21 protein-coding genes are annotated in these 21,877 nt (G+C 73.1%); 13 read left to right on the top strand and 8 right to left on the bottom strand.

Annotation, left to right across the window (positions count from 1 at the left end; translation table 11 throughout):
• Positions 1 to 10 precede the first annotated feature (10 nt).
• Positions 11 to 2,311: a HelD family protein gene (locus ACI79Q_RS04525; RefSeq protein WP_456614321.1), complete on the bottom strand. Its 2,301-nt coding sequence runs from the start codon at positions 2,309 to 2,311 to the stop codon at positions 11 to 13.
• 133 nt (positions 2,312 to 2,444) lie between these two features.
• Between ACI79Q_RS04525 and ACI79Q_RS04520 the strand changes: the two genes are divergently transcribed.
• Positions 2,445 to 3,116 (top strand): NUDIX domain-containing protein, encoded by a 672-nt coding sequence (locus ACI79Q_RS04520; protein WP_456614273.1) that lies wholly within the window; start codon positions 2,445 to 2,447, stop codon positions 3,114 to 3,116.
• 269 nt (positions 3,117 to 3,385) lie between these two features.
• Here ACI79Q_RS04520 and ACI79Q_RS04515 read toward each other — a convergent pair whose 3' ends face one another.
• Positions 3,386 to 4,135, bottom strand: coding sequence for a hemerythrin domain-containing protein (locus ACI79Q_RS04515; RefSeq protein WP_456614272.1), 750 nt, complete (start codon positions 4,133 to 4,135; stop codon positions 3,386 to 3,388).
• Between the two features lie 255 nt (positions 4,136 to 4,390).
• On the opposite strand from ACI79Q_RS04515, the gene ACI79Q_RS04510 reads away from it, so the two are divergent.
• The 5 genes from ACI79Q_RS04510 to ACI79Q_RS04490 all read left to right on the top strand — a co-directional run bounded on the left by ACI79Q_RS04510 (position 4,391) and on the right by ACI79Q_RS04490 (position 10,151).
• Positions 4,391 to 5,191, top strand: coding sequence for an alpha/beta fold hydrolase (locus tag ACI79Q_RS04510; RefSeq protein ID WP_456588446.1), 801 nt, complete (start codon positions 4,391 to 4,393; stop codon positions 5,189 to 5,191).
• Entirely contained in the window at positions 5,188 to 7,431 is a 2,244-nt protein-coding gene (locus tag ACI79Q_RS04505; protein WP_456588447.1) for a SpoIIE family protein phosphatase, read from the top strand. The genes ACI79Q_RS04510 and ACI79Q_RS04505 overlap by 4 nt, the downstream gene beginning before the upstream one ends.
• A 69-nt stretch (positions 7,432 to 7,500) precedes the next feature.
• Entirely contained in the window at positions 7,501 to 7,806 is a 306-nt protein-coding gene (locus tag ACI79Q_RS04500; protein ID WP_456588448.1) for a hypothetical protein, read from the top strand.
• 111 nt (positions 7,807 to 7,917) lie between these two features.
• Complete coding sequence (locus tag ACI79Q_RS04495) at positions 7,918 to 9,078, top strand: acyl-CoA dehydrogenase family protein (RefSeq protein WP_456614271.1); 1,161 nt, start codon at positions 7,918 to 7,920, stop codon at positions 9,076 to 9,078.
• Positions 9,078 to 10,151, top strand: a complete 1,074-nt coding sequence (locus ACI79Q_RS04490) for an acyl-CoA dehydrogenase family protein (protein ID WP_456612389.1) — start codon at positions 9,078 to 9,080, stop codon at positions 10,149 to 10,151. Before ACI79Q_RS04495 ends, ACI79Q_RS04490 begins: the two co-directional genes overlap by 1 nt.
• 21 nt (positions 10,152 to 10,172) lie before the next feature.
• Here ACI79Q_RS04490 and ACI79Q_RS04485 read toward each other — a convergent pair whose 3' ends face one another.
• From ACI79Q_RS04485 to ACI79Q_RS04470, 4 genes are all read right to left on the bottom strand, one after another.
• A complete protein-coding gene (locus ACI79Q_RS04485) occupies positions 10,173 to 10,793 on the bottom strand; it encodes a hypothetical protein (RefSeq protein ID WP_456588451.1) in 621 nt (206 codons plus the stop codon).
• A 110-nt stretch (positions 10,794 to 10,903) separates the two neighbouring features.
• The gene (locus ACI79Q_RS04480) at positions 10,904 to 12,379 is read right to left on the bottom strand and encodes an HNH endonuclease (protein ID WP_456614270.1); all 1,476 of its coding nucleotides are present in this window, start codon (positions 12,377 to 12,379) and stop codon (positions 10,904 to 10,906) included.
• A 93-nt stretch (positions 12,380 to 12,472) separates the two neighbouring features.
• Positions 12,473 to 12,991: a hypothetical protein gene (locus tag ACI79Q_RS04475; RefSeq protein WP_456598703.1), complete on the bottom strand. Its 519-nt coding sequence runs from the start codon at positions 12,989 to 12,991 to the stop codon at positions 12,473 to 12,475.
• Between the two features lie 397 nt (positions 12,992 to 13,388).
• Entirely contained in the window at positions 13,389 to 13,931 is a 543-nt protein-coding gene (locus tag ACI79Q_RS04470) for a DUF6318 family protein (RefSeq protein ID WP_456614269.1), read from the bottom strand.
• 199 nt (positions 13,932 to 14,130) lie between these two features.
• Here ACI79Q_RS04470 and ACI79Q_RS04465 point away from each other — a divergent pair, with 199 nt between their 5' ends.
• From ACI79Q_RS04465 to ACI79Q_RS04450, 4 genes are all read left to right on the top strand, one after another.
• A complete protein-coding gene (locus ACI79Q_RS04465; RefSeq protein ID WP_456614268.1) occupies positions 14,131 to 15,666 on the top strand; it encodes a class I adenylate-forming enzyme family protein in 1,536 nt (511 codons plus the stop codon).
• A gap of 43 nt (positions 15,667 to 15,709) precedes the next feature.
• Entirely contained in the window at positions 15,710 to 16,759 is a 1,050-nt protein-coding gene (locus ACI79Q_RS04460) for an LLM class F420-dependent oxidoreductase (RefSeq protein WP_456612383.1), read from the top strand.
• Entirely contained in the window at positions 16,756 to 17,907 is a 1,152-nt protein-coding gene (locus ACI79Q_RS04455) for an acyl-CoA dehydrogenase family protein (protein WP_456614267.1), read from the top strand. The genes ACI79Q_RS04460 and ACI79Q_RS04455 overlap by 4 nt, the downstream gene beginning before the upstream one ends.
• A 201-nt stretch (positions 17,908 to 18,108) precedes the next feature.
• Positions 18,109 to 18,465 (top strand): hypothetical protein, encoded by a 357-nt coding sequence (locus tag ACI79Q_RS04450; RefSeq protein ID WP_456588458.1) that lies wholly within the window; start codon positions 18,109 to 18,111, stop codon positions 18,463 to 18,465.
• Positions 18,466 to 18,637: 172 nt separating this feature from the next.
• Here the strand turns inward: ACI79Q_RS04450 and ACI79Q_RS04445 are convergent, their stop codons facing one another.
• Positions 18,638 to 19,063 carry a hypothetical protein gene (locus ACI79Q_RS04445; RefSeq protein WP_456588459.1) on the bottom strand — a complete coding sequence of 142 codons (426 nt, stop codon included), beginning with the start codon at positions 19,061 to 19,063 and terminating at the stop codon, positions 18,638 to 18,640.
• Between the two features lie 50 nt (positions 19,064 to 19,113).
• On the bottom strand, positions 19,114 to 20,148 hold the full coding sequence (locus tag ACI79Q_RS04440; protein WP_456614266.1) for a glutathione S-transferase family protein: 1,035 nt from the start codon (positions 20,146 to 20,148) through the stop codon (positions 19,114 to 19,116).
• Between the two features lie 113 nt (positions 20,149 to 20,261).
• Between ACI79Q_RS04440 and ACI79Q_RS04435 the strand changes: the two genes are divergently transcribed.
• Genes ACI79Q_RS04435 through ACI79Q_RS04425 form a run of 3 tightly spaced genes read left to right on the top strand, consistent with a single transcriptional unit; the run spans position 20,262 to position 21,855 of the window.
• Entirely contained in the window at positions 20,262 to 20,615 is a 354-nt protein-coding gene (locus ACI79Q_RS04435) for an ArsR/SmtB family transcription factor (protein ID WP_456614265.1), read from the top strand.
• Positions 20,612 to 20,893 (top strand): hypothetical protein, encoded by a 282-nt coding sequence (locus ACI79Q_RS04430; protein ID WP_456588462.1) that lies wholly within the window; start codon positions 20,612 to 20,614, stop codon positions 20,891 to 20,893. The genes ACI79Q_RS04435 and ACI79Q_RS04430 overlap by 4 nt, the downstream gene beginning before the upstream one ends.
• Positions 20,893 to 21,855, top strand: coding sequence for an NAD(P)-dependent alcohol dehydrogenase (locus ACI79Q_RS04425; protein ID WP_456614264.1), 963 nt, complete (start codon positions 20,893 to 20,895; stop codon positions 21,853 to 21,855). Before ACI79Q_RS04430 ends, ACI79Q_RS04425 begins: the two co-directional genes overlap by 1 nt.
• Positions 21,856 to 21,877: the final 22 nt, after the last annotated feature.

Below are 21,877 nucleotides of genomic sequence, written 5' to 3'. Positions count from 1 at the left end.
GCCCGGCGGGTCAGCGCGGGTCGAGGTTCTTGAGCTCCGGCGGCAGCTCACCGGGGTGCACGACGCCGAGGCGCTGGGTGGCCCGGGTGAGCGCGACGTAGAGGTCGTTGTGCCCGCGCACACCCTCGTCGAGGATCCCGACGGGATCGCCGACCAGCACCGAGTCGAACTCCAGGCCCTTGCTGCCCTCCGGGGTGAGCACCACCGGGCCGGCGGTCAGGTCGCCGTCCGCGGAGGCCGACGGGAGCCGGTCGCGCACGGCGGCGGTGACGGCCGCCAGCCGGCTGAACGGGACGATGACGGCGAGCGTGCCCTCCGCGGCGTCGTACTCCGCGGCCGCCGCGGCGACGGCGTCGGTGAACTCCTCCTCGGCCACCTGGTGCGACCACGGCAGCTCGCCGGTCGACCGCACCGACTCCGCGGCCGCGGTGGCGGCGCCCCCGGCGGCCAGCACGTCCGCGGCCACGGCCATGATCTCGGCCGGGGTCCGGTAGTTGACGGTCAACTCCTCCAGGCGCCACGAGCTGCCGAGGTGCGGCTCCAGCACCTCCTTCCAGCTGGTCGCGCCGGCCAGCGTGGAGGTCTGGGCGACGTCGCCGACCAGGGTCATCGAGCGGGTGGGGATCCGGCGGAGCAGCACCCGCCAGGCCATCGACGAGAGCTCCTGGGCCTCGTCGACGATGACGTGCCCGTAGGTCCAGGTCCGGTCGGCGGCGGCCCGCTGGGCGGTCGACCGCCTGTCGCGCTCCTCGTGCCGCCCGGCCAGCCCCTCGGCGTCGAGCAGGTCGCCGGCCGACAGCTCCTCGGACTCCTCCTCGGTCTCCCAGTCGGTGGAGCGCGAGCCGTGCAGCAGGTCGAGCGTCTCCTGCGCGTGCCGCAGCCGGCTCTGCCGCTCGCGGCGCTCCCGGTCGCGCTCGGCGGAGTCGTCGACGCCCAGCAGCTCGTCGGCTTCCTCGAGCAGCGGGACGTCGGCAGGGGTCCACGGGGCCGATGCCGGGCGGAGCAGCAGCTCGCGGTCGGCCTCGCTCCAGCCCTTGGTCGCCGACTCGAGGCGCCGGCGGGAGGAGAGCAGCTCGCCGATCAGCCGCTCGGCGGTCAGCCGCGGCCAGAGCCGGTCGGCCAGGGCGAGCACGGCCGGCTCGGTGGCGACCTCGCGGCGCAGCGCGGCGACGTCACCCTCGCCCAGCAGGTTGGCGCCGCCGAGGACGTTCTCGCCCAGCTTGTCGGCGTACTTGCGGGCGACGATGTCGATGACCGCGCGGACGGCGGCCGGCCGGGCCTCGTTGTGCAGCCGGGAGGCGCCCCGGGCCCGGCTGCGCACCTGGGCGGCGTCGGCCTTGGCGAAGCGCACCGGCGTGCCGTCGATGGTGAGCACGACCGGCTTGTCGAGCACCGCCTGGCGGTCGCGCACGGCGGTGGTGACGACGCGGACCATGGCGGTGCGGCCCTTGACCTCGGCCACCTTGGGCGCCTCGGCCGCATGCGCCTGCAGGCCGGGCCGCAGCCCGCCGAGGTCGGTGAGCACCACGCCGGTCTCGCCCAGCGAGGGCAGCACGTCGGCGATGTACCCGAGGAAGGTGGGGGAGGGGCCGACGATCAGCAGTCCGCTGCGGGCCAGCCGCTCGCGGTGGGTGTAGAGCAGGTACGCGGCGCGGTGCAGGGCGACGGCGGTCTTGCCGGTGCCGGGGCCGCCCTGGACGACCAGGACCCCGCGGTGGTCGGCGCGGATGATGCGGTCCTGCTCGGCCTGGATGGTGCGGACGATGTCGTTCATCCGGCCGGTGCGGGTGGCGCCGAGCGCGGCCAGGAGCACCGACTCGCCGGCCAGCCCCGACCGCTGGGCGAGGTCGGGGTCGGTGAGGTCGAGGGTCTCGTCGGTGACGTCGACGACCGTGCGGCCGCGGGTGCGGATGTGCCGGCGGCGCCGGACGCCGAGGTCGTGCAGCGGCGTCGCGGTGTAGAAGGGCTGGGCCGCGGGGGCGCGCCAGTCGACGAGCAGGGGCTCCTCCCGGCCGTCGTCGGCGTTCAGCCCGATCCGGCCGATGTACCGGGGCACGTCGGCGTCGTGCCGGTCCAGCCGGCCGAAGCACAGCCCGCTGTCGGCGGCGTCGAGCGCGACGATCCGCTGGCTGTGCAGCTCGACCGCGGCCTCCCGCTCACCGACGGCCTGCGGGTTGTGCGGCACGGTGGCCAACGCCTCCTCCAGGCGCGCGACGGTGCGGGCGCGCACCTCGTCGAGCCGGCCGTGCAGGGCGCTGACGTAGGTCTGCTCCGCCGCGATCTCGGCGTCGAGGGACCCGGCCGGACGCACTGTCGTCAAAGGTTCTTCGCTCTCTACTGGAACGGTGGTGCAATTCGCTCGTCGCGCCGTTGTCGGCAACTGCCCATTGTGCCCACGGCGGCGGGGCCCCAGCACCGTGCCACGCACCACTAACGTGCTGCTCGTGACGCAGATCCCGGGCATCGACGTCCCCGACGCACGTGGCCGCACCGGCCTGGACCGGGTGGGGCGGGACCTCAGCGGGAACCCGCGGGTGCGGGTCACCGACGTGGAGCTGGTGGCCAGCGCCTGGCACGTGCTGCGCCGGACGACGTTCGAGTACCGCCGGGGGGACGGCACCTGGGTGACCGAGGCGCGGGAGACCTACGACCGCGGCAACGGCGCCACCATCCTGCTGCACGACGTCGCCCGCGGGACGGTGCTCCTCTCCCGGCAGTTCCGCTTCCCGGTCTACGTGAACGGCCACCCCGACGGCATGCTCCTGGAGGCGGCCGCCGGGCTGCTGGACGAGGACGACCCGGAGACCGCCATCCGGCGCGAGGCCGAGGAGGAGCTCGGGGTGACGGTGGGCGAGCTCCTGCACGTCTTCGACGTCTGGATGAGCCCGGGCTCGGTCACCGAGCGGCTGCACTTCTACGCCGCGCCGTACACGGCGGCCGACCGCACCACCGCGGGTGGCGGGGTGGCCGAGGAGGGCGAGGACATCGAGGTGGTGGAGCTGCCCTTCGACGAGACGCTGCGGATGGTGGCCGACGGCCGGATCGCCGACGCCAAGACGATCATGCTCCTGCAGTGGGCAGCGCTGTCGGGCCCGTTCGCCCCGGCTCGCCGTTAGCCGACCGCGCGTCGTCCGGATCGGCCGATCCCTCACCCCTTCGGGGTGTGCACGGGATTAGTTGGCGTTCCATCGCAACTCTGCGGACACCTTCTCGACACACCGGTTCCCTAGCGTCGTCGGCACGACGACGAGGGGAGGACCAGCCATGAGCACGGCGACCAAGGAGCGGACCACCTGGGTCTGCGACAACTGCCACGGGCGCGAGATGAGCGCGCGCAAGCGCTGCCGCGACTGCGGCACGTCCCGCTACTGACGGACCCGGCGGCTCAGCGAGCGGGCGGGGCGCCGCGCAGCCGGACGACGGCGGCGCGGTAGCGGCCGCCGCCGTAGAGCCGCCAGACCATCCGGGTGGCGCGCGGGATGCCGCCGAGCAGGCGGGCGCGGTCGGCGGCGCTGCAGTCCTCCAGCGCGAGGCCCAGCACGAGCAGCTGCTGGCGCCCGGAGAGCCCGCAGCGGGCGGTCCGCACGACGGCCGCCCATGCGGCGTCGGTCAGGTGGGCGTCGAGGAGGGGAAGCAAGGTCGCTTCCTCCTCGGCGGTCTGCGCGGCGACGTCGTCGGCCAGCTGCCGGCAGGAGCGGGCGAACGTCTCCCGGGCCCGGCCACTCCCGGAGCTGGCCCACTGGCGGGCCGCGGTGTCCAGGTCGCGCAGCGCGGCGTCGATGCGCCCGCACGACGACGTCCAGGTGGCGACGGCGGCCGCCACGGCGGGACGGGCCTCCTCGGGCGCGCCGCGGAGCAACGCCGGCCACAGGACGTCCCGCTCGACGGCGTGGTGGTGCAGGAGCACCCGGCAGATCAGCCCGGCGTGGCGGGTGAGCAGCCCGGTGCGGGCGCACTCGCCGTCGGGTGCCCAGGTGACGACGTCGGCCAGCGTGCGCAGCTCCCGGCGCACCAGCTGGTGCAGCACCCGCTGGTAGGCGGCCGCCCGGCCGGAGGTCGGGGGGACAGCGCGGGCGGGGTCGACCGGGCGCCGGGGCAGCGGGACGGCGGGGGGACGGACCGCGGTAGCGGTCATGGCGCGCACCTCGTTCAGCGGGTTCGGGCCGGTGCTCCGGGCCTGCCGGAGCGCGGGATGCGGGGAGGGTAGGGCCGGACGGGCGGCGTCGGCGGCGGTTCCCGAGCGGCGGACGCGCGCTGCGGCGGCGCGCGGCGGTGCGTCGTCCCGGGCTCACCGACCGTCATGCCCGGGGGGCGGGGGTCGGCGTGGACGGGTCCGCCGGGACCGTGCGGATGGAACACACCGGACGCTCGTTCCACTACGGTCGGATCCGTGGGCAGCGTCATCACGCGGAACCGGGTGAACGTCAGCGGCCCGCCCGAGGGGCGGCCGCTGGTCTTCGCCCACGGCTTCGGCTGCGACCAGACGCTGTGGCGCCTGGTCGCCCCCGACTTCGCCGTCGACCACCGGGTCGTGCTGTTCGACCACGTCGGGGCGGGGCAGTCGGACCTGTCGGCCTACGACCCGGAGAAGTACGGCTCCCTCGACGGGTACGCGAGCGACGTCGTGGAGATCTGCCGCGAGCTGGCGCTCACCGACGCCGTGTTCGTCGGGCACTCGGTGAGCGCGATGATCGGGGTGCTCGCCTACCACCGCGCGCCCGAGCTCTTCGGTGCGATGGTGATGGTCGGGCCCAGCCCGCGGTACGTCGACGACGTCGACTACGTCGGCGGGTTCAGCCGCAGCGACGTCGCCGGCCTGCTCGACGCACTGGACAGCAACCACCTGGGCTGGTCGGCGCAGATGGCGCCGGTGATCATGGGCAACCCGGAGCGGCCGGAGCTGGCCGAGGAGCTGACCAACAGCTTCTGCCGGACGGCGCCGCACATCGCCCGCCAGTTCGCCCGGGTCACCTTCCTCTCGGACAACCGCGCCGACCTGCACGGCATCGACGTTCCCACGCTGGTGCTGCAGTGCAGCGCCGACGCGATCGCCCCCGACGCGGTCGGCGAGTTCGTGCACCGGCAGATCCCGGGCAGCGTGCTCGTGCGCATGCGCGCCACCGGGCACGTCCCCCAGTTGTCGGCGCCGGAGGAGACGACGGCCGCCATCCGCGCTTTCCTGGCGCCGTGACCGGCCCCGAGAACCGCGGGGACCGGCTGGACCGCCTGCTCGACGAGGACCCGGCGGACCTCTACGAGAACGCGCCCATGGGGTATCTGTCCGCACTGCCCGACGGGCGGATCGTGAAGGTCAACCGGACGTTCTGCGCGTGGACCGGCCGTGCGCCGGATGACCTGCTCGACCAGCGGTTCCCGGACCTGCTCAGCGTCGGGGGGCGGGTCTTCTACAACACCCACCTGGTACCGCTGCTGCGCATGCAGGGAGCGGTGCGCGAGATCGCCATCGACGTCACCCGGATCGACGGCACGCTGCTGCCGTGCCTGCTCAACGCCGTCGAGGTGCGCGACGAGGACGGCGCCCCGCTGCTGGTGCGGGCCACGCTGTTCGAGGCGACGGCGCGGCGCCGGTACGAGCGGGAGCTGCTGGCGGCGCAGCGGCTGGCGGAGGACTCCGAGGCGCGCTCTCGGGTGGTGCAGAAGGTCGTCTTCGACCTGGCGGCCGCGGTGACCCCCGAGGACGTGGCGACGGTGATCGTGCAGCGTGGCCGGGGGGCCCTGCGGGCCGCCGGCGCCGCGCTGGTGCTGGTGGAGGGCGAGGCGGACGACCCGCGCGAGCTGCCGGCGCTGCGGCCGGTGCGCTCCGAGGGGGTGTCGCTCGAGCTGCTGCGCCGGCTGCGGGAGGCGGCGGGCAGCCGGCTGGCGCTGGAACTGGCCCAGGGGCTGCGGTCGATCGTGCTCGACGCCCGGCTGCGCGCTGACCAGCCGGAGCTGGCGGCGACCATGGCGGCCGACGGGCTGACCGACCTGGTCATCGTCCCGGTGACGGCCGACTCCAAGCGGCTCGGGGTGCTGGTGCTGGCGCGCGGTGCACCGTCGCGGGGCGATCTGATCAGCCTGGAGGAGCCGGGGGAGCACCGGCCGCTCAGCCCGGCCGAGGTCGACCTGCTGTGGACGCTCGGCCGCCAGGCCGGGCAGGCGCTGGAGCGGGTGCGGCTGCACGAGGAGACCCGTCACCAGGGTGAGCGGGCCGCCTTCCTGCTGGAGGCCTCGCGGCTGATGAGCGAGGCCCGGGACGTCACCGACACGGTGCAGCGGCTGGCCGGGCTGGTGGTGTCCCGGCTGGCGGACGTCTGCGTCGTCGACCTGGTCACCGAGCACGGGGTGCACCGGCCGGTCGTGCGGCACCGGGACCCAGCCCGGCAGCCGCTGCTGGACCGGCTGCGTGCCCACCCGCCGGTGCGGTCACCGCTGCACCCGTCGGTGCGGGCGTTGCGGGAGGGGCGGACGCAGTGGATCCGCGACCTGGCGCAGGCGCGGGCGGTGGGCGACGCGGTGGCCCCCGACGACGTCTTCCGGGAGGTGGTCGGGCAGCTGGAGCTGGTCGGGGTGGTCAGCGTGCCGATGATCGTGGACGGCCGGCGGCTCGGCGTGGTGACGTTCGGGGCCGACCGGCAGCGGCCGCCGTTCACCGCCGCCGACGTCGAGGTCGCCGAGCAGCTGGCGCTGCAGCTGTCGCAGGTGGTGGACAAGGCGCTGCGCTTCGAGTTCGAGGAGCAGACCTCGCACACGCTGCAGGCGAGCCTGCTGCCGCCGTCGCCGCCCGGCATCCCGACATTGGCCACGGCGGTGCGCTACCTGGCGGCGACGCAGGGGGTCGACGTCGGCGGCGACTTCTACGACGTCCTCCGGCTGCCCGGGGACCAGGTCGGGCTGACGGTCGGGGACGTGGTCGGCCACGACATCACGGCGGCGGCGACGATGGGGCAGCTGCGCAGCGTGACCCGCGCGATGTCGGTCGACAGCCCCTCACCGGCCGTGCTCATCGACCGGCTGCAGCAGAACTGGGAGCTGTTCGAACTGCAGCGGATGGCGACCGCGCTGTTCGCGACGCTGGACCCGGCGTCGGGGGAGCTGCGCATCGCCTCCGCCGGGCACCTGCCACCGCTGCTGTGCGCGGACGGCGGGGCGGAGCTGCTGCCGGTGCGGCCCGCCCGCATGCTCGGTGCGCCGCCGGGGCCCGCCCAGGAGTGGACCGGCGTGCTGCCGAGGGGGGCGGCGCTGCTGCTGTTCACCGACGGGCTGGTGGAGAGCCGTGGGGCTGACATCGACGCCGGGCTGGCCCGGCTGGTGGAGGTGGCGGCGCGGTCGTGGACCGGCGACCCCGAGCAGCTGTGCGACCGGCTCCTCGGCGAGCTGACCGGGGAGCACCGGGCCGACGACATCGCCCTGCTGGCGCTGACCCGCGCCTGAGGCCGTCGACCACCTACCGGATGCCGGTGTTTCGGGTCACCATGGAGGGCGACCCCGGAGGTGGCGGTGATGGACGCATCGGCTCGTGGGAACCCGGTCACCGAGGCGATCGACGGCGCGACCGGTGACTGGACGCTGTCGGGGGACGCGATGCGCTGGTCACCCGACCTGGCGGAGCGGAGACCGGCCACCGGTGAGCTCGGGGGCCTGGAGGCGGGATCCGGCGTCGGGTCCGCGCTCGGGCTGGACGTGCAGGGGGTGCGGCGGCTGGTCTCCGGCGCGCTGGTCTCGCTGGGCACGGTGGCCACCGACGTCGTCACCGAGCTCCGCCAGCTGACCCGCGGCCCGGCGGACGGGGACGACGCGGAGGGGTGAAGCGTCAGCCGGAGTAGGTGGGTCCGGGCTCCCTGTGGGGAGCCCGGCGGTCCGGCGTCCGCGGCAGCCCTGTAGAACGGCGGTGAGCACGGCCACCCCCGAGGGAGTCGCATGAGCAACTCGTTGACACTGGCGCCCGCACCGCGGTCCGAGGCAGCCGAGCAGGTGCGGGCCGAGGTGCGCGAGTTCCTCGCCGCCGAACTGGCCGCCGGCACGTTCCGCACGCACGTCGACACCTGGCTGTCCGGCGTCGACCCGGCGTTCTCCAAGAAGCTGGGCGAGCGCGGCTGGCTGGGGATGACCTGGCCGAAGAAGTACGGGGGGCACGAGCGCTCGGCGATGGAGCGCTACGCCGTCACCGAGGAGCTGCTGGCCGCCGGCGCCCCGGTGGCCGCGCACTGGATCGCCGACCGGCAGTCGGGACCCAACCTGCTCACCTACGGCACCGAGAAGCAGCGGCAGGAGATCCTGCCGCGCATCGTGGCGGGGGAGTGCTACTTCGTCATCGGCATGAGCGAGCCGGACTCCGGCTCGGACCTCGCCTCGATCCGCACCAGGGCGACCCGCAACGCGGATGGCGACTGGGTGGTCAACGGCGCGAAGGTGTGGACGTCGAACGCGCACCACTCCCACTACGGCATCGTGCTGGTGCGCACCTCGCCGGCGGACTCGGCCAACCGGCACGCCGGGATGTCCCAGCTGCTGATCGACCTGTCCCTGCCGGGGATCACGGTCAACCCGATCCGCATCCTCGACGGCGGCCACCACTTCAACGAGGTGGTGTTCGAGGACGTCGTCGTCCCGGGCGACATGCTGCTGGGCGAGGAGGGCAACGGCTGGCACCAGGTGACCGCGGAGCTGGCGTTCGAGCGGTCGGGCCCGGAGCGGTTCCTGTCGACATATCCACTCGTCGCCGAGTTCGGGCGTCGATGTGTCGACTCGGGTGACCCGGCGCAGCTGGCGGTGCTGGGGCGTCTGTCGGCGCGGCTGCTGGCGCTGCGGCAGATGTCGCTGCGGATCGCGGCGGCGCTGGACCGCGGGGAGCTGCCGAACATCCCGGCCGCCCTGGTCAAGGACGTGGGGACGACGTTCGAGGCGGACGTCATCGAGGAGATCCGGCGGGTGGTCGACCTGACGCCGTCGCTGGCCTCGCCGGACCCGCTGGCGCGGGCGCTGGCCGAGGCGCAGCTGCACCAGCCCGGCTTCACGCTGCGGGGCGGGACCAACGAGATCCTGCGCGGGATCGTCGCTCGTGGATTGGGGCTGCGCTGATGGCATCGGACCAGGACCTGGTGGTCGAGACCGTCCGGGACATCCTCTCCGGCTTCGAGCCGTTCGTGCTCACGGCGGAGCGGTCGTGGGACGCCGGGCTGTGGTCGGCGCTGGCCGACGCCGGGCTGACCGGGGTGGGGCTGCCCGAGGAGGCCGGTGGCTCGGGTGGCGAGCTGGCCGACGCGGTGGCGATCGTGCGGACCCTCGCCTCCGGTGCCGCGGCGGTGCCGGTGGCCGAGCAGCTGCTGGTCGCGGGGCCGGCGCTGCTGGCGGCGGACCTGGAGCTGCCCTCGCCGGAGGAGCCGACGACCTTCGCGATCGCCGACGAGGTGGCCGTGCACCCGGTCGACAACGGCGACGGCCCGGGGCGGTTCACGCTCTCGGGCACCGTTCCCGAGGTGCCGTGGGCGGGCGCGGCGCGGCGCGTCGTCGTCCTGGCGCCGGCCCCGGCAGGGATTCAAGGGGCGGTGCTGGCGCTGGTCGATGCGTCGTCCCTGCCGGTGGGTGACGCGGTCAACCTGGCCGGTGAGCCGCGCGGGTCGCTGGTGCTGGACCAGGCCGGTGCCGCCGGTGCTCTGCTGACCGAGGCGCAGGCGCAGGCGGTGCGGGCCCGTTACGCGCTGGCCCGTTCGGTGCAGCTGGCCGCGGCTCTGGAGCAGGTGCTCGCCTGGACGGTGCAGTACGCGGGGGAGCGGCACCAGTTCGGCCGGCCGCTGGGCAAGTTCCAGGCGATCCAGATGGAACTCGCCGAGATGGCCGGTGAGGTGACCGCGGTGACGGCGCTGACCGACGCCGCGGTGCAGGCGCTGGACCGGGGCGAGAACGTCGTCCTCGCCGCTGCGGCGGCGAAGGTGCGGGCCGGTGCCGCCGTCGAGGTGGTGGCCCGGCTGGCGCACCAGGTGCACGGCGCGATCGGGTTCACCCAGGAGCACAAGCTGCACCACCTGACGCGGCGGCTGTGGTCGTGGCGGGACGAGGCGGGCAGTGAGCTGGTGTGGTCGCGGCTGCTGGCCTCGGGGCTGCTGGCCGGGGGGCCGGACGGGCTCTGGCCGGCGCTGACCCGCGCGGTCTGAGCTGGTCGACCGCCGCCTCGATCAGACGGTCTCGGGTACCCGGAGTTCGGCAACCACGAGGTCGTACGTGGCGACCTCGACGACCTGGGCGCCCATCTGACGGGTGAACTCCTGCCGCAGCTCGGTGGCGCGTTCGAGTGCCTCGTGCATGGCGTCGCGGGAGTCGTAGGTGACGGCCGTGGTGGCGCGCCCGGTCTCCGGCTGGACGAGCAGGCTCACCGAGCAGAAGCCGGGGAGATCCTCCAGCCGCGGGAGCATGCTGACTCCGAATGCGTCGGTCATCCGGTCGAGTCGTTCGGGCTTGCCGCGGGTCCAGGTGACGCGGGCGCAGGCGCCTTCCGGTGCGGAGTGCATGCGGTGGAGGACGGCGATCGACCACTCGTCGACCACCGCCGGGCCGCCGAGGATGTCGCTGGCGCGGGCGCGCATCGCCTTCACCTGGTTGGCGCTGCGGTGCAGGGCGGTGGAGTCTTCCCAGGCGGTGGTGACGATGCAGCGGCCGGAGTGCCGGTCGACGAGCATGGAGAGGCCGATGAAGCCGTCCATGCCCATGACGGCGGGGAGCACGCGGTCGCGGATGTAGACAATGCCCCGATCGATCTGCACGGGATTGCCGGCGATGGTGGTGGAACGCGCGTACATGCGACGGGTCCTCTCGCGACAGCCGAGCCTCCGGTGGGCGTTGCTGGGCTGCCCACTGTCCTCGCTCGAGCGCCGCTTGGGAACAGATCCGGACGTGCGCGTTCCGCCAGTCAGCGGAGCAGGGGATCGGGCGGGGCCTCCTCCTCGAGCCAGGGCGGGTCGGGCTCGGGCTCGTAGCACCAGCCCGGTGGCCGGGTGGTCCGGGAGACACCGCTCGGGGTGCGGACGACCAGGCGTCCGTCGTCCAGGAGTTCGAAGCGCCAGCCGCGGGCGAAGGTCTTGATGCGGTGGTGCCGTCGACACAGGCAGCAGAGGTTCCAGCAGTCGGTCGGGCCGCCGTCGGCGTGCGCGACGCCGTGGTCGATGTCGCAGCGGCCGGCGCGCCGTCGACAGCCGGGCATGCGGCAGTGCCGGTCGCGGACGTGCAGGAAGCGGCGTTGCGCTGCGGTGGGTTCGTAGGCGTTCGTCGGTGCCGGTGGGCCGAGACCCGTTCCGGGCTGCCGCCCGTCGCCGGGTGCGGTCCGGCCTGCCGACGTCGTCGCGCCGCCCTTCCCCCGGGATCGACGGCGGCGGTGCCCGGCGGCGCGGCGGAGCTGGCTGTGGGTGGCGACGGCGAGGAGGCGGCCGTCGAGCGGGTTGCCGATGGCGACCTGCACGCAGCCGCCGGCGGGTGCGGCGCCGACCCCGAGCATGTCGAGCTCACGCAGGATTTCCCGGCACTGGGCGGCGGTGACGATCTCGCCGGCGACCTCCGCGGCCGGCTGCGTCGCGCCGTCGCCGTCCGGGTCGTGGAGAGAGCGCAGCGGCGCGTGGATCGTCAACTGAGCGGTGACCGGCGGGCGGGAGGTGTCCCAGGGCCGCAGGATCAGGTCCGCGGCGACGGCCGCTCGGATGACGCCGATGGGACGCTGATCGCCGTCGGCGCGGAGCAGTTGGGCGTACTGGTCGATCGCGTCGGCGCAGGCCGCGGCCACGTGGACCGGCAGATCGGCGACGAGCTGGCTCATCCCGTCGCCGGTGGGGCGGGTGACGACGTCGGCACGCTTGGCCGCTTCCTTGCGGCGCTTGTCCAGGGCGGCCGCGTCGAGCCGGGCCAGCGCTCGGCGCACCCGCCCGCGGAGCTGGGGGACGGTGAGCCGGCCGGCGTGGGGGAGCACGAGGCGTTCGACCTCCGCCACGACGGACGGCTTCGCCGTGGCCAGGAGGTCGACGAGCACGCGCATCTTCCGCTCGTTGATCACGCCGGCGTACAGCGCGTCCCAGGTGCCGGTGAGCACCGTCGTGAGCAGGATCGACTCGACGGCGAGGGCTTCGGCCTCCGCCTCGGTGCAGCCGCGGATCATCGCCAGCTCGGTCACGAACGTCGCGCTGACCAGGGCGAGGACCTCGGAGCGACGGAGACGGCTGTCGAGCCCAGGGCCGCCGAGCGGGCCGAAGTCGCGGTCGCGCTCGATGGACCGGCGCCTGGCGAGTGCGGTGATCGCCTCCGCGCGCTGGGCGGCGTACCGGGCTGCCCGGGCATCGGAGGCCCAGATGTCGGCGACCAGTTCGAGATCGCTCAGCCCGGGAGCGAGTGTGTCGGGCACCCAGGGGACCGGGACGCCTTCGTCGGGTGCGCGGGGTGGCTCACCGGGGAACACACCTGCACGGTAGAGGCGACCACCGACAGTTTTCGCAGGTCAATCGTATGGATTGGTGAGGACGGTGCGGGCCTGCAGGACGTCGAAGGTGACCGGTGGTCCGTCGGTGGTGGTGGTGCCGGGGACGTCGGCTTCGGCGCTGCCGTCGACCGTGAAGGTGGCGCCCCAGGTGACGGTGAGGTGGGCGGTGTAGGTGCCGGGGCGGTAGCTGTGCTCGATGGTGTGGTCGGGGTACGGGGCGCCGGGATCGGTGGTGGTGATCTGGCCGGTGGAGGGGTCGCCGGTGTGCCAGGTGAACTGCTCAGCGGTGGCCTCGATGACGACAGTGAAGCCGCGGATGTCGACGGTGAAGGTCTGGGTCGTGGGGGAGTCGGTGTAGAAGATGACCGGCAACCCGGTCAGGCCGTCACCGGGTGGCTGGTGGTGGGTCGTCAGCTGCGGGAGCGGCAGCGTCTGGAAATAGCGGAACACCTCGTCCGGCGACGGCGGTGGGTTCAGCGCGGTGATGTCGATGCAGGCGCGCGTCCCGACGATCCACGGCCCGACTGGCGTGCCCACGGCGGCGTCTCCGGTGGGGAAACCATCGATAGTCCGGGTGGTGTCTTCCGGTCCCGAAAGCGCCAGGCGTCGCTGCTCGGCAACGAGGTCCTCCACCACCCGTCCGGGTGGCGACGGGCACTGGAAGAAGTCACTGGGTCGGCATCCGCCGTTTTCGCGATCACTGATGACGCATGGCCTGGACAGTCGGTAGGTGTAGGGGTGCTCCGCTGGAGCGCTGTTGGACGCCATCCAGAATCCACCCGGCGTCTGCTCCAAGTACGAGGCGGTAAGGGAGCCCGGGGCAGTGGTGACGCCTGGGCCATCGCAGTCGAGGCCGACGCAGGCCAAGGCCGAACTTGTACCCCCTACGAGCAGTCCGATCACGACTCCGAGTGCGAGCAGTAGACGCCGCACGTCAGCCCACCGTCAGCCCGGTGATGACCCAGCTGTGGACGTCGTCCTTCCACGAGAGGCTGGCGCCAGACTGCAGCTCCTCAGGCGTCGCGGCGGAGCGGTCCTGCACGACTTGCCCGCTGGGGTCCACAGCCGTGATTGGGCCTTGTACATAGCGAAACCCCATCTCGGCTGACTCGCCGTTGACGAGGGCCGGACCGTACTCTTCGAAGACATATGTGTACTCCGAATAGCGGTAGCTGGCTGCGAGATCAGCCGCCAAGGACTGAGCAATCTGATCGCAGGTCCGGCAATCCTCACTGAGCTGCAGCAGAGGTTCGGGCTCCCTTGAGTTCACGGCCAAGTACTTCGTGAGCTCTACGTAGTAGCGGACAAACTCGACTGCACCCTCGGGTGTCTTCTCTCGTGCTTCGTCGGGCACGGGGAAGTCGGCTGGACCCAGTGGCGGGAGCGTTTCCGTCGTCGGAGCGGCCTCCGTCGTCGGCAGGGTGGCGCTCGCTTCCTGCTTCTCCGCGCACCCGGTGAGCAGCACGGTGCCGGCCACGAGGCAGCCGATCGTCATCCGGACCAGGCCCCCACGGAGATCACGCACAGCGGGAGACTACGCAGAGTCCGGCTGTATCCGGTTCCGTAACTGTGGACAGCCGCCATGTGCCGCCGGATCGGGTGACCGCCCCGGCGCACGAGACGTGGCTCACCGGCGCACAATCCGGAGCCGACGAGCACCGCAGACTGGGGGACGCATGAGCACGGACAGCGCCGCGACGGGCAAGCAGCCCTTCGACACCAGCGGCATCGAGCTCGGCGCGGACGGCATCCGCCGCTACACCGGGCTCTCCGTCAACCTCGTCCGCGTGCTGCTGGCCCAGGCGACCACGCGCGCGGACACCACCGCCATCGTCGAGCTCGGCGGCGGCGAGCTCACCTACGGCCAGCTGTTGGAGCGAGCCATGCGCGTCGCGGGCGGCCTCCGCGACGCCGGCGTCACCCCCGGCGACCGGGTGGCCGTCCAGCTGCCCAACGGCATCGACTGGGTGCTTGCCTTCTGGGGAGCCCACCTCGCCGGCGCCGTGGTCGTCCCGATGAACACACGCCTCGCGCCGGCCGAGGCCGACTTCATCCTCGCCGACTGCGGCGCCGCCTACGTCGTCCGCCCCGGGCTGCCGCTGCCCGACGGGGAGCCGGGGGAGATCCCGGACCCGCAGCACACCGACGTCGCCGCGCTCTTCTACACGAGTGGCACGACGGGCCGCCCCAAGGGCGCGATGACCACCCATGAGAACTTCCTGTCCACCATCGAGTCGGTCATCCGCTGCCGGGAGCTCAGCCGCGACCCCGCGGTGCGGCACGCGACCCTCATCTCGGTGCCGCTGTTCCACGTCACCGGCTGCAACTCCCAGTTCCTCACCCAGATCGCCCTGGGCGGCACCTCGGTGCTGATGCCCCGCTTCGAGCCGGGCGCCTTCCTCGCCGCGATCCCCGAGCACGGCATCACGCTCATCACCAGCGTCCCGACCATTTACGAGCTGGTGCTGCGCCACCCGGCCCTGGCGACCACGGACGTCTCCACCGTCCGCACCCTCAGCTACGGCGGCGCACCGATCGCCCCCGAGCTGGTGCACCGCCTGCGCCAGGCCTTCCCGAACGCCCGGCTGGGCAACGGGTTCGGCCTCAGCGAGACCTCCGCGCTGGCCACCTTCCTCCCGCACGAGTACGCCGAGACCCACGCCGACGCCGTCGGCTTCCCCACGCCGGTGAACGAGGTGCGCCTCGACAGGGCCGACCCGGTCACCGGGGTCGGTGAGCTGCTGGTGCGCGGCCCGAACGTCGTCGCCGGGTACTGGGGCGACCCCGTCCGGACGGCGGAGACGTTCGTCGACGGCTGGCTGCACACCGGCGACCTCGCTACGATCACCGACGGCATCGTGCGCATCGTCGACCGCGCCAAGGACATGATCAACCGCGGCGGCGAGAACGTGTACAGCGTCGAGGTGGAGAACGCCCTCGCCGAGCACCCCGACGTGCTGGAGGTCGCGGTCGTCGGCGTCGCGGACCCGGTGATGGGGGAGAAGGTGGGCGCCGTCGTCCTGCCGAAGCCGGGTGTGGACGCCGGGCAGCTGGTGACGTCGCTGAACGACTTCGCCCGCCAGCGGCTCGCCGACTTCAAGTGCCCGCAGTTCGTGCGGCTCATCGACGGCGCACTGCCGCGCAATGCCGGGGGGAAGGTGCTGAAGGGCCCGCTGCGCGAGGCGGAGGGCTGGGTCGCCGTCCCGCGGTAGCGCTACGTTGCCGGGGACCGCGTCCCCGGCAACAGGAGCCCCCGTGCGCATCGGCATGCCCATCTCCTACAGCGGCGGGTTCGACGAGACCGCCGCCGTCATCGCCGAGTACGAGGCGGTGGGCCTCGACACCGTGTTCGTCGCGGAGGCCTACTCCTTCGACGCCGTCAGCCAGCTCGGCTACCTGGCGGCGCGGACGACGACGGTGGAGATCGCCTCCGGCATCCTCAACATCTACTCGCGCACGCCGGCGCTGCTGGCGATGACCGCCGCCGGTCTGGACTTCGTCTCCGGTGGCCGCTTCACCCTCGGGATCGGGGCGTCGGGCCCGCAGGTGGTCGAGGGCTTCCACGGCGTCCCCTACACCGCCCCGCTGGCCATGACCCGCGAGGTCGTCGACGTGTGCCGCGCGGTGTGGCGGCGGGAACGGCTCGAGCACCACGGCACGTACGTCGACGTGCCGCTCACCCCCGAGCGCGGCGGCAGCGGGCTCGGCAAGCCGCTCAAGCTGATCAACGAGCCGGTCCGGCCGCGGATCCCGATGGTGCTGGCGGCTATCGGGCCGAAGAACGTCGCCCTGGCCGCCGAGCTGTTCGAGGGCTGGCAGCCGGCCTTCTTCCTGCCCGAGGGCAGCGCGACCGCGTTCGGCGACGCGCTCGCGCAGGGGACGGCGCGGCGCGACCCCGCGCTCGGTCCGCTGGGCATCGTCGTCGACACCCAGCTGCTCATCAGCGAGGACGCCGACGAGCAGGCCGCCGCGCTCGCCCGGGTCCGGGCACAGCTCGCGCTGTACGTGGGCGGCATGGGCGCCCGCGGCAAGAACTTCTACAACGACCTCGCCGTCCGCTACGGCTACGCCGACGAGGCGACGACGGTGCAGGACCTCTACCTGGCCGGGCGCAAGGACGAGGCCGCCGCCGCGCTCCCCGAGGCGTTCGTGCGCGGCGTCTCCCTCATCGGGCCCCGCGGCCACGTCGCCGAGCGGGTCGCCGCCTTCCGCGATGCCGGGGTGACGACGCTGAACGCGACGCCGCTGGCCGCCGAGCACGCCGACCGGCTGCGGGCGATCGAGACCCTGAAGGCGCTCGCGTGACGGCGCTGCCCCCGCACGAGGAGGAGTTCGTCGCGCTCACCGCCGAGTTCGTCGACCGGCGGGTGCGCCCGCGGGTAGCTGAGTTCGAGGCCGAGGACCGCTACCCGCACGACTTCGTCGAGGAGATGAAGGCGCTCGGCCTCTTCGGCCTGCTGGTGCCCGAGGAGCACGGGGGCAGCGGCGTCAGCACCGCCTGCTTCGCCCGCGTGACCGAGGAGTTGGCCCGTGGCTGGATGAGCCTGGCCGGGGCGATCGGCGGGCACTCGGTCATCTCGCACCTGCTCGCCACCGTCGGCACCGAGCAGCAGCGCGCCGGCTACCTGCCCCGCATGGCCACCGGCGAGGTCCGGGCCACGATGGCGCTCACCGAGCCCGGCGGCGGCAGCGACCTGCAGGCGATGCGCACGCACGCGGTCCGCACCGGCGACGGCTGGGAGATCACCGGCAGCAAGACCTGGATCTCCAACGCCCAGCACTCCCAGCTGATCGGCCTGCTCTGCCGCACCGACCGCGACGCCGTCCCGCCGCACACCGGCATGAGCGTGCTGCTCGTCGAACCCGGTGACGGCCTGCAGATCTCGGCGAAGATCCCCAAGCTCGGCTACCGCGGCATCGAGGCCTGCGAGCTGACCTTCGACGCCATGCGGGTGCCGGGCACCGCCGTCCTCGGTGGCGAACCCGGCCGCGGCTGGGTGCAGATGATGCGCGGTCTGGAGGTCGGCCGCGTGCAGGTCGCCGCCCGGGCGGTCGGTGTCGCGCAGGCCGCGCTGGCCGCCGCCACCCGGTACGCGCAGGAGCGCGAGTCCTTCGGCGTCCCCATCTGGAAGCACCAGTCGGTCGGCAACCTGCTGGCCGACATGGCCACCAAGGTGCAGGCCGCCCGGCTGCTCACCGCCGACGCCGCCGGGAAGCTCGACGGCGGTGCGCGCGCGGACATGGAGGCCGGCATGGCCAAGCTGTTCGCCTCCGAGACGGCGATGCAGGTGGCGCTGGACGCCATGCGCGTGCACGGCGGCTACGGCTACTCCAAGGAGTTCGACGTCGAGCGCTACTTCCGCGACGCGCCGCTGATGATCCTCGGCGAGGGCACCAACGAGATCCAGCGCACCGTCATCGCCGCGCAGTGGATCGCCCGGCACCAGATCTAGGTCGCGTCTCCCACGTGGGTGGCGCCTGTTGCCGAGTCCTGCACGGATGCGCGTGCGTGCGGAGCTGGGTGACACGCCGACGCGGAGCCGTCGCCTCAGCGGCCGTTCCTGCCCGGGCCCGCAGAATCAATCGAAACGAAGCGGTGCTGCGTCACTGGCCGTCAGAACCCCACCGGGCCACCGCTCCCTGAGAGGACCCTGGTGCGCATCAGGAAGCTCGCCCTGCTCACCGCTGCAGCGACCCTCCCGCTCGGCCTGACCGCGTGCGGGGGAGCGAGCCTGGCGGACTTCTGCGAGGAGTGGACGACCCTCAACCAGCTCGGTGAGGCCGAGCCGGCCCAGGCCCGGGATGCCTTCGAGGAGCTGGCCGAGAGCGTGCCCGACGAGGCGGGGGCGGAGGTCGAGGACGCCGCCCGGTTCCTCGCCGACACCTACCCGCCCGAAGGCGATCTCCGGCGGGCCGTCGAGAACGGAAGCGTGACCCAGGAGGAGGCGGATCGGTTCCAGTCGGCCATCGAGACCGTCTCCGCCTACGCCGACGAGAACTGCGCGAGCTGAGCGCACGGCACGTCCCTGCCGCGTCACGACCCGGCCAGCCCCGGTCGCCGATCCGGATCCAGAGTGACCCCGATCTGCCACTCCGGACATCAACGGGTGCGACGACTTCGCAGCTCGAGCGGAGTGCCCACCGGCTCCCGCGCCGGGCGCCATCGTGCTGGCACGACATCCGCTAGGCGCCCCACGCCTCGACCAGCGGCAGCACGCTGCCCGAGGCCCCCACGTGCAGGCTCCAGGTTCCGGCCACGCCGTCGTCGTCCAGCACCGACCGGAGCCCCTCGGCCCAGGCGTCGTCCTCCGCGGTGACCACCGGCTCGCCCGCCCGGCACAGCGCCAGCGCCAGGTGGCCGCGACCGCCCAGCTGGTCGTCGACGACCGAGCCGTGCACCTCCCGCAACCCCACCAGCAGCCCGGGGTCGGGGAGCGGCGGCAGGTCGTCGACGGGCACGACCACCGGCAGCTGGCGGCCGTCGGTGCCGAACCAGGTCAGCCAGAGGCGGCGCCCGGCGAACTGCACCGGGTCCAGCACGGCCCGCCAGCGATCGGTGAGGTCGGCGGCCGAGTGGATCCGGGCGTCGGCGAGCGGGGACGTCGTCATGCCCGTCACCGTGGCAGGTCGCGGAGACCCCGGACCCGGTTGTCCACAGGTCAGCGGTGGCCGAGCCCCCCGGGGCCGTGGTCGGCCGGCACCCGATCGCCCGCCGGCGGTGGGCCGGGCGGGGTGCCGTCGCCCCACGGGCGGTCGCTGAGCTGGTCGCGGTTGTGCTGCATCAGCCAGCCGGAGGTGTCGGGGCCCTGCGGGATGATCTGCGTCGGGTTGATGTCGGCGTGGACGACGTAGTAGTGCTCCTTGATCTGCGGGAAGTCGATCGTGTCGCCGAACCCCGGCAGCTGGAACAGGTCGCGCGCGTACGCCCACAGCACCGGCATCTCCGACAGCTTCTGCCGGTTGCACTTGAAGTGGCCGTGGTAGACGGTGTCGAACCGCGCCAGGGTGGTGAACAGCCGGACGTCGGCCTCGGTCACCTGCCCGCCCATCAGGAAGCGCCGGTGCTCCAGCCGGTCGCTGAGCCAGTCCAGTGCGGTGAACAGCCGGTCGTAGGCGTTGTCGTAGGCGCGCTGCGACCCGGAGAACCCGCACCGGTACACGCCGTTGTTGACCTCGGTGTAGACCCGCTCCATGACCTCGTCCATCTCGTCCCGCAGGTGCTCGGGGTAGAGGTCGGGGGCGCCGTCCCGGTGGTGGGCGGTCCACTCGGTGGAGAAGTCGAGGGTGATCTGCGGGAAGTTGTTGGTGACGACGGCCTTGCTGGGCACGTCGACGATCGCCGGCACCGTGATGCCCTTGGGGTACTCCGGGTCGCGGGCGAAGTAGGCCTGCTGGAGCCGCTCGTAGCCCAGCACCGGGTCCACGCCGCCGGGGTCGAGGTCGAAGGTCCAGCTGCGCTCGTCGTGCGTCGGCCCGCACAGCCCCATGGAGATGGCCGACTCCAGTCCCAGGAGCCGCCGCACGATGATCGCCCGGTTCGCCCACGGGCAGGCGCGCGCCGCGACCAGCCGGTAGCGACCGGCCTCGACCGGCCAGCCGTCCCGGCCGTCGGCGGTGATCCGGTCGGAGATGTACTTCTCGTCCCGCGTGTACTCCGGCTCGACGTATCCGGACCCTCTGGTGTCTGCACTCACTGCTCAAGCGTTCCCGATGCCGGCGGGGCTCACACCCGTGGGGTCATTGCATTCGGATGACGAGCAGGTCTACCTTGCACGTGTCAGAAAGCACTTACACATGGTGGAGCGACATGACAGAGGACCGGTCGAGCGGCGACCACCTGGTCGAGATGCTGGCGGCCCTCGCCCATCCCGTCCGGCTGCGCATCCTCGCCACCCTCACCGGCGGGCGTGACTACGTGAGCCACCTGGCGCGCGAGATCGGCATCAGCCGACCGCTGCTGCACATGCACCTGCAGCGCCTCGAGGCCGCCGGCCTCGTCGTCGGAACGCTCGAGCTCTCCGACGACGGCAGGGCCATGAAGTACTTCGAGATCGCCGACATCGACCTGCACCTCACCGCGGAGTCGCTCGCGCAGGCCGCCGCAACCCTCACGCGTCCGGACCCGGCTCCGGGCCCGGCAGACAAGGAGAAGCCCCGATGAATGCCGTCGACAGCGGCACCACCTGGCCGGAAGCGGTCCTGATCCTCGGGATCGTGTTCGCCGTCCTCCTCCTGATCGGGGGCGCAGCGGCCACCGTCCTGGAGGCGCGCAAGCTCCGGATCACCGCGCAGCAGGAGGCCGACCTGCGCCAGCTGGTCAGCCGCTACGAGCAGCTGGCCGAGAAGACCCTCGACGCCCAGCAGCGCACGGCCGCCGACGTCTCCGAGCTGCGCTCCCGGACAGCGTCCATCGAGCAGATCCTGCGGACGGTCGACTGATGAGGGCCGTCGTGCAGGAGACGTACGGGTCGCCGGACGTCCTGCGGCCGGGAACCGTCGACGAGCCGGTCATCGGCGACGACGACGTGCTCCTCCGCGTGACCGCGGCGGGAGTCGACCAGGGGGTCTGGCACCTCGTCGCGGGGCGCCCGCGAGTGGTCCGGCTCGGCACCGGCGTCCGGAAGCCGAGGAACCCCGTGCCCGGCATGGACGTCGCCGGCGTGGTGGCCGAGGTCGGCGCGAACGTGACCCGCTTCCACCCCGGGGACGAGGTCTTCGGCAGCGGCACGAGCACCTATGCCGAGTACGCGAAGGTTCCGGAGAAGAACCTGATCCCCAAGCCGGCGAACGTGACGTTCACCGAGGCTGCAGCCGTCCCGATCTCCGCGCTCACCGCCCTCCAGGGTCTGCGGAAGGGCAAGGTCGAGGCGGGGCAGCGAGTCCTGGTGATCGGCGCCGCCGGGGGAGTGGGGAGCTACGCGGTGCAGCTGGCCGTCGCGGCCGGCGCGGACGTCACCGGCATCTGTCGCACGGAGAAGATGGACTTCGTCCGGTCCCTCGGTGCCGACGACGTCCTGGACTACACCCGCGAGGCCATCGCCGACGGCGGACGGCGCTACGACCTGATCCTCGACACCGGCGGCAACCGCGCGCTGCGCGAGTTGAGGCGCGCGCTCACCCCGACCGGCACGCTCGTCATCGTCGGCTCGGAGGTCGGCGGCCCGATGGCCGGCCTCGACCGGCCGATCCGGGCGATGCTGGTGAACCCCTTCATCCGGCAGCGTCTGCTGAGCTACGTGTCCATGCCGAACCAGGAGGACCTGCAGACGCTCGCCGACCACCTCGCCGCCGGGACGCTGCGCGCACCGGTCGACCGGACCTTCCCGCTGGCTGACGCAGGCGCGGCGATCCGGTACATGCGGGACGGCAGAGTCAAGGGCAAGGTCGTGCTCACCGTCTGAACCGGGAGCCGTTCCCCCGCGC

It is taken from the genome of Blastococcus sp. SYSU DS0828 (genome assembly GCF_054050975.1).
The sequence above is the reverse complement of the archived record's forward strand: the minus strand, read 5'-3'. Positions and strand labels throughout refer to the sequence as shown.

What these genes read in the sequence shown, in the direction of transcription:
- ACI79Q_RS04465 (WP_456614268.1), top strand. Translation starts at nt 14,131, where the DNA reads ATGAGCACGGACAGCGCCGCGACGGGCAAGCAGCCCTTCGACACCAGC.
- ACI79Q_RS04430 (WP_456588462.1), top strand. Translation starts at nt 20,612, where the DNA reads ATGAATGCCGTCGACAGCGGCACCACCTGGCCGGAAGCGGTCCTGATC.
- ACI79Q_RS04425 (WP_456614264.1), top strand. Translation starts at nt 20,893, where the DNA reads ATGAGGGCCGTCGTGCAGGAGACGTACGGGTCGCCGGACGTCCTGCGG.
- ACI79Q_RS04495 (WP_456614271.1), top strand. Translation starts at nt 7,918, where the DNA reads ATGAGCAACTCGTTGACACTGGCGCCCGCACCGCGGTCCGAGGCAGCC.
- ACI79Q_RS04490 (WP_456612389.1), top strand. Translation starts at nt 9,078, where the DNA reads ATGGCATCGGACCAGGACCTGGTGGTCGAGACCGTCCGGGACATCCTC.
- ACI79Q_RS04435 (WP_456614265.1), top strand. Translation starts at nt 20,262, where the DNA reads ATGACAGAGGACCGGTCGAGCGGCGACCACCTGGTCGAGATGCTGGCG.
- ACI79Q_RS04485 (WP_456588451.1), bottom strand. Translation starts at nt 10,793, where the DNA reads ATGTACGCGCGTTCCACCACCATCGCCGGCAATCCCGTGCAGATCGAT.
- ACI79Q_RS04445 (WP_456588459.1), bottom strand. Translation starts at nt 19,063, where the DNA reads ATGACGACGTCCCCGCTCGCCGACGCCCGGATCCACTCGGCCGCCGAC.
- ACI79Q_RS04515 (WP_456614272.1), bottom strand. Translation starts at nt 4,135, where the DNA reads ATGACCGCTACCGCGGTCCGTCCCCCCGCCGTCCCGCTGCCCCGGCGC.
- ACI79Q_RS04500 (WP_456588448.1), top strand. Translation starts at nt 7,501, where the DNA reads ATGGACGCATCGGCTCGTGGGAACCCGGTCACCGAGGCGATCGACGGC.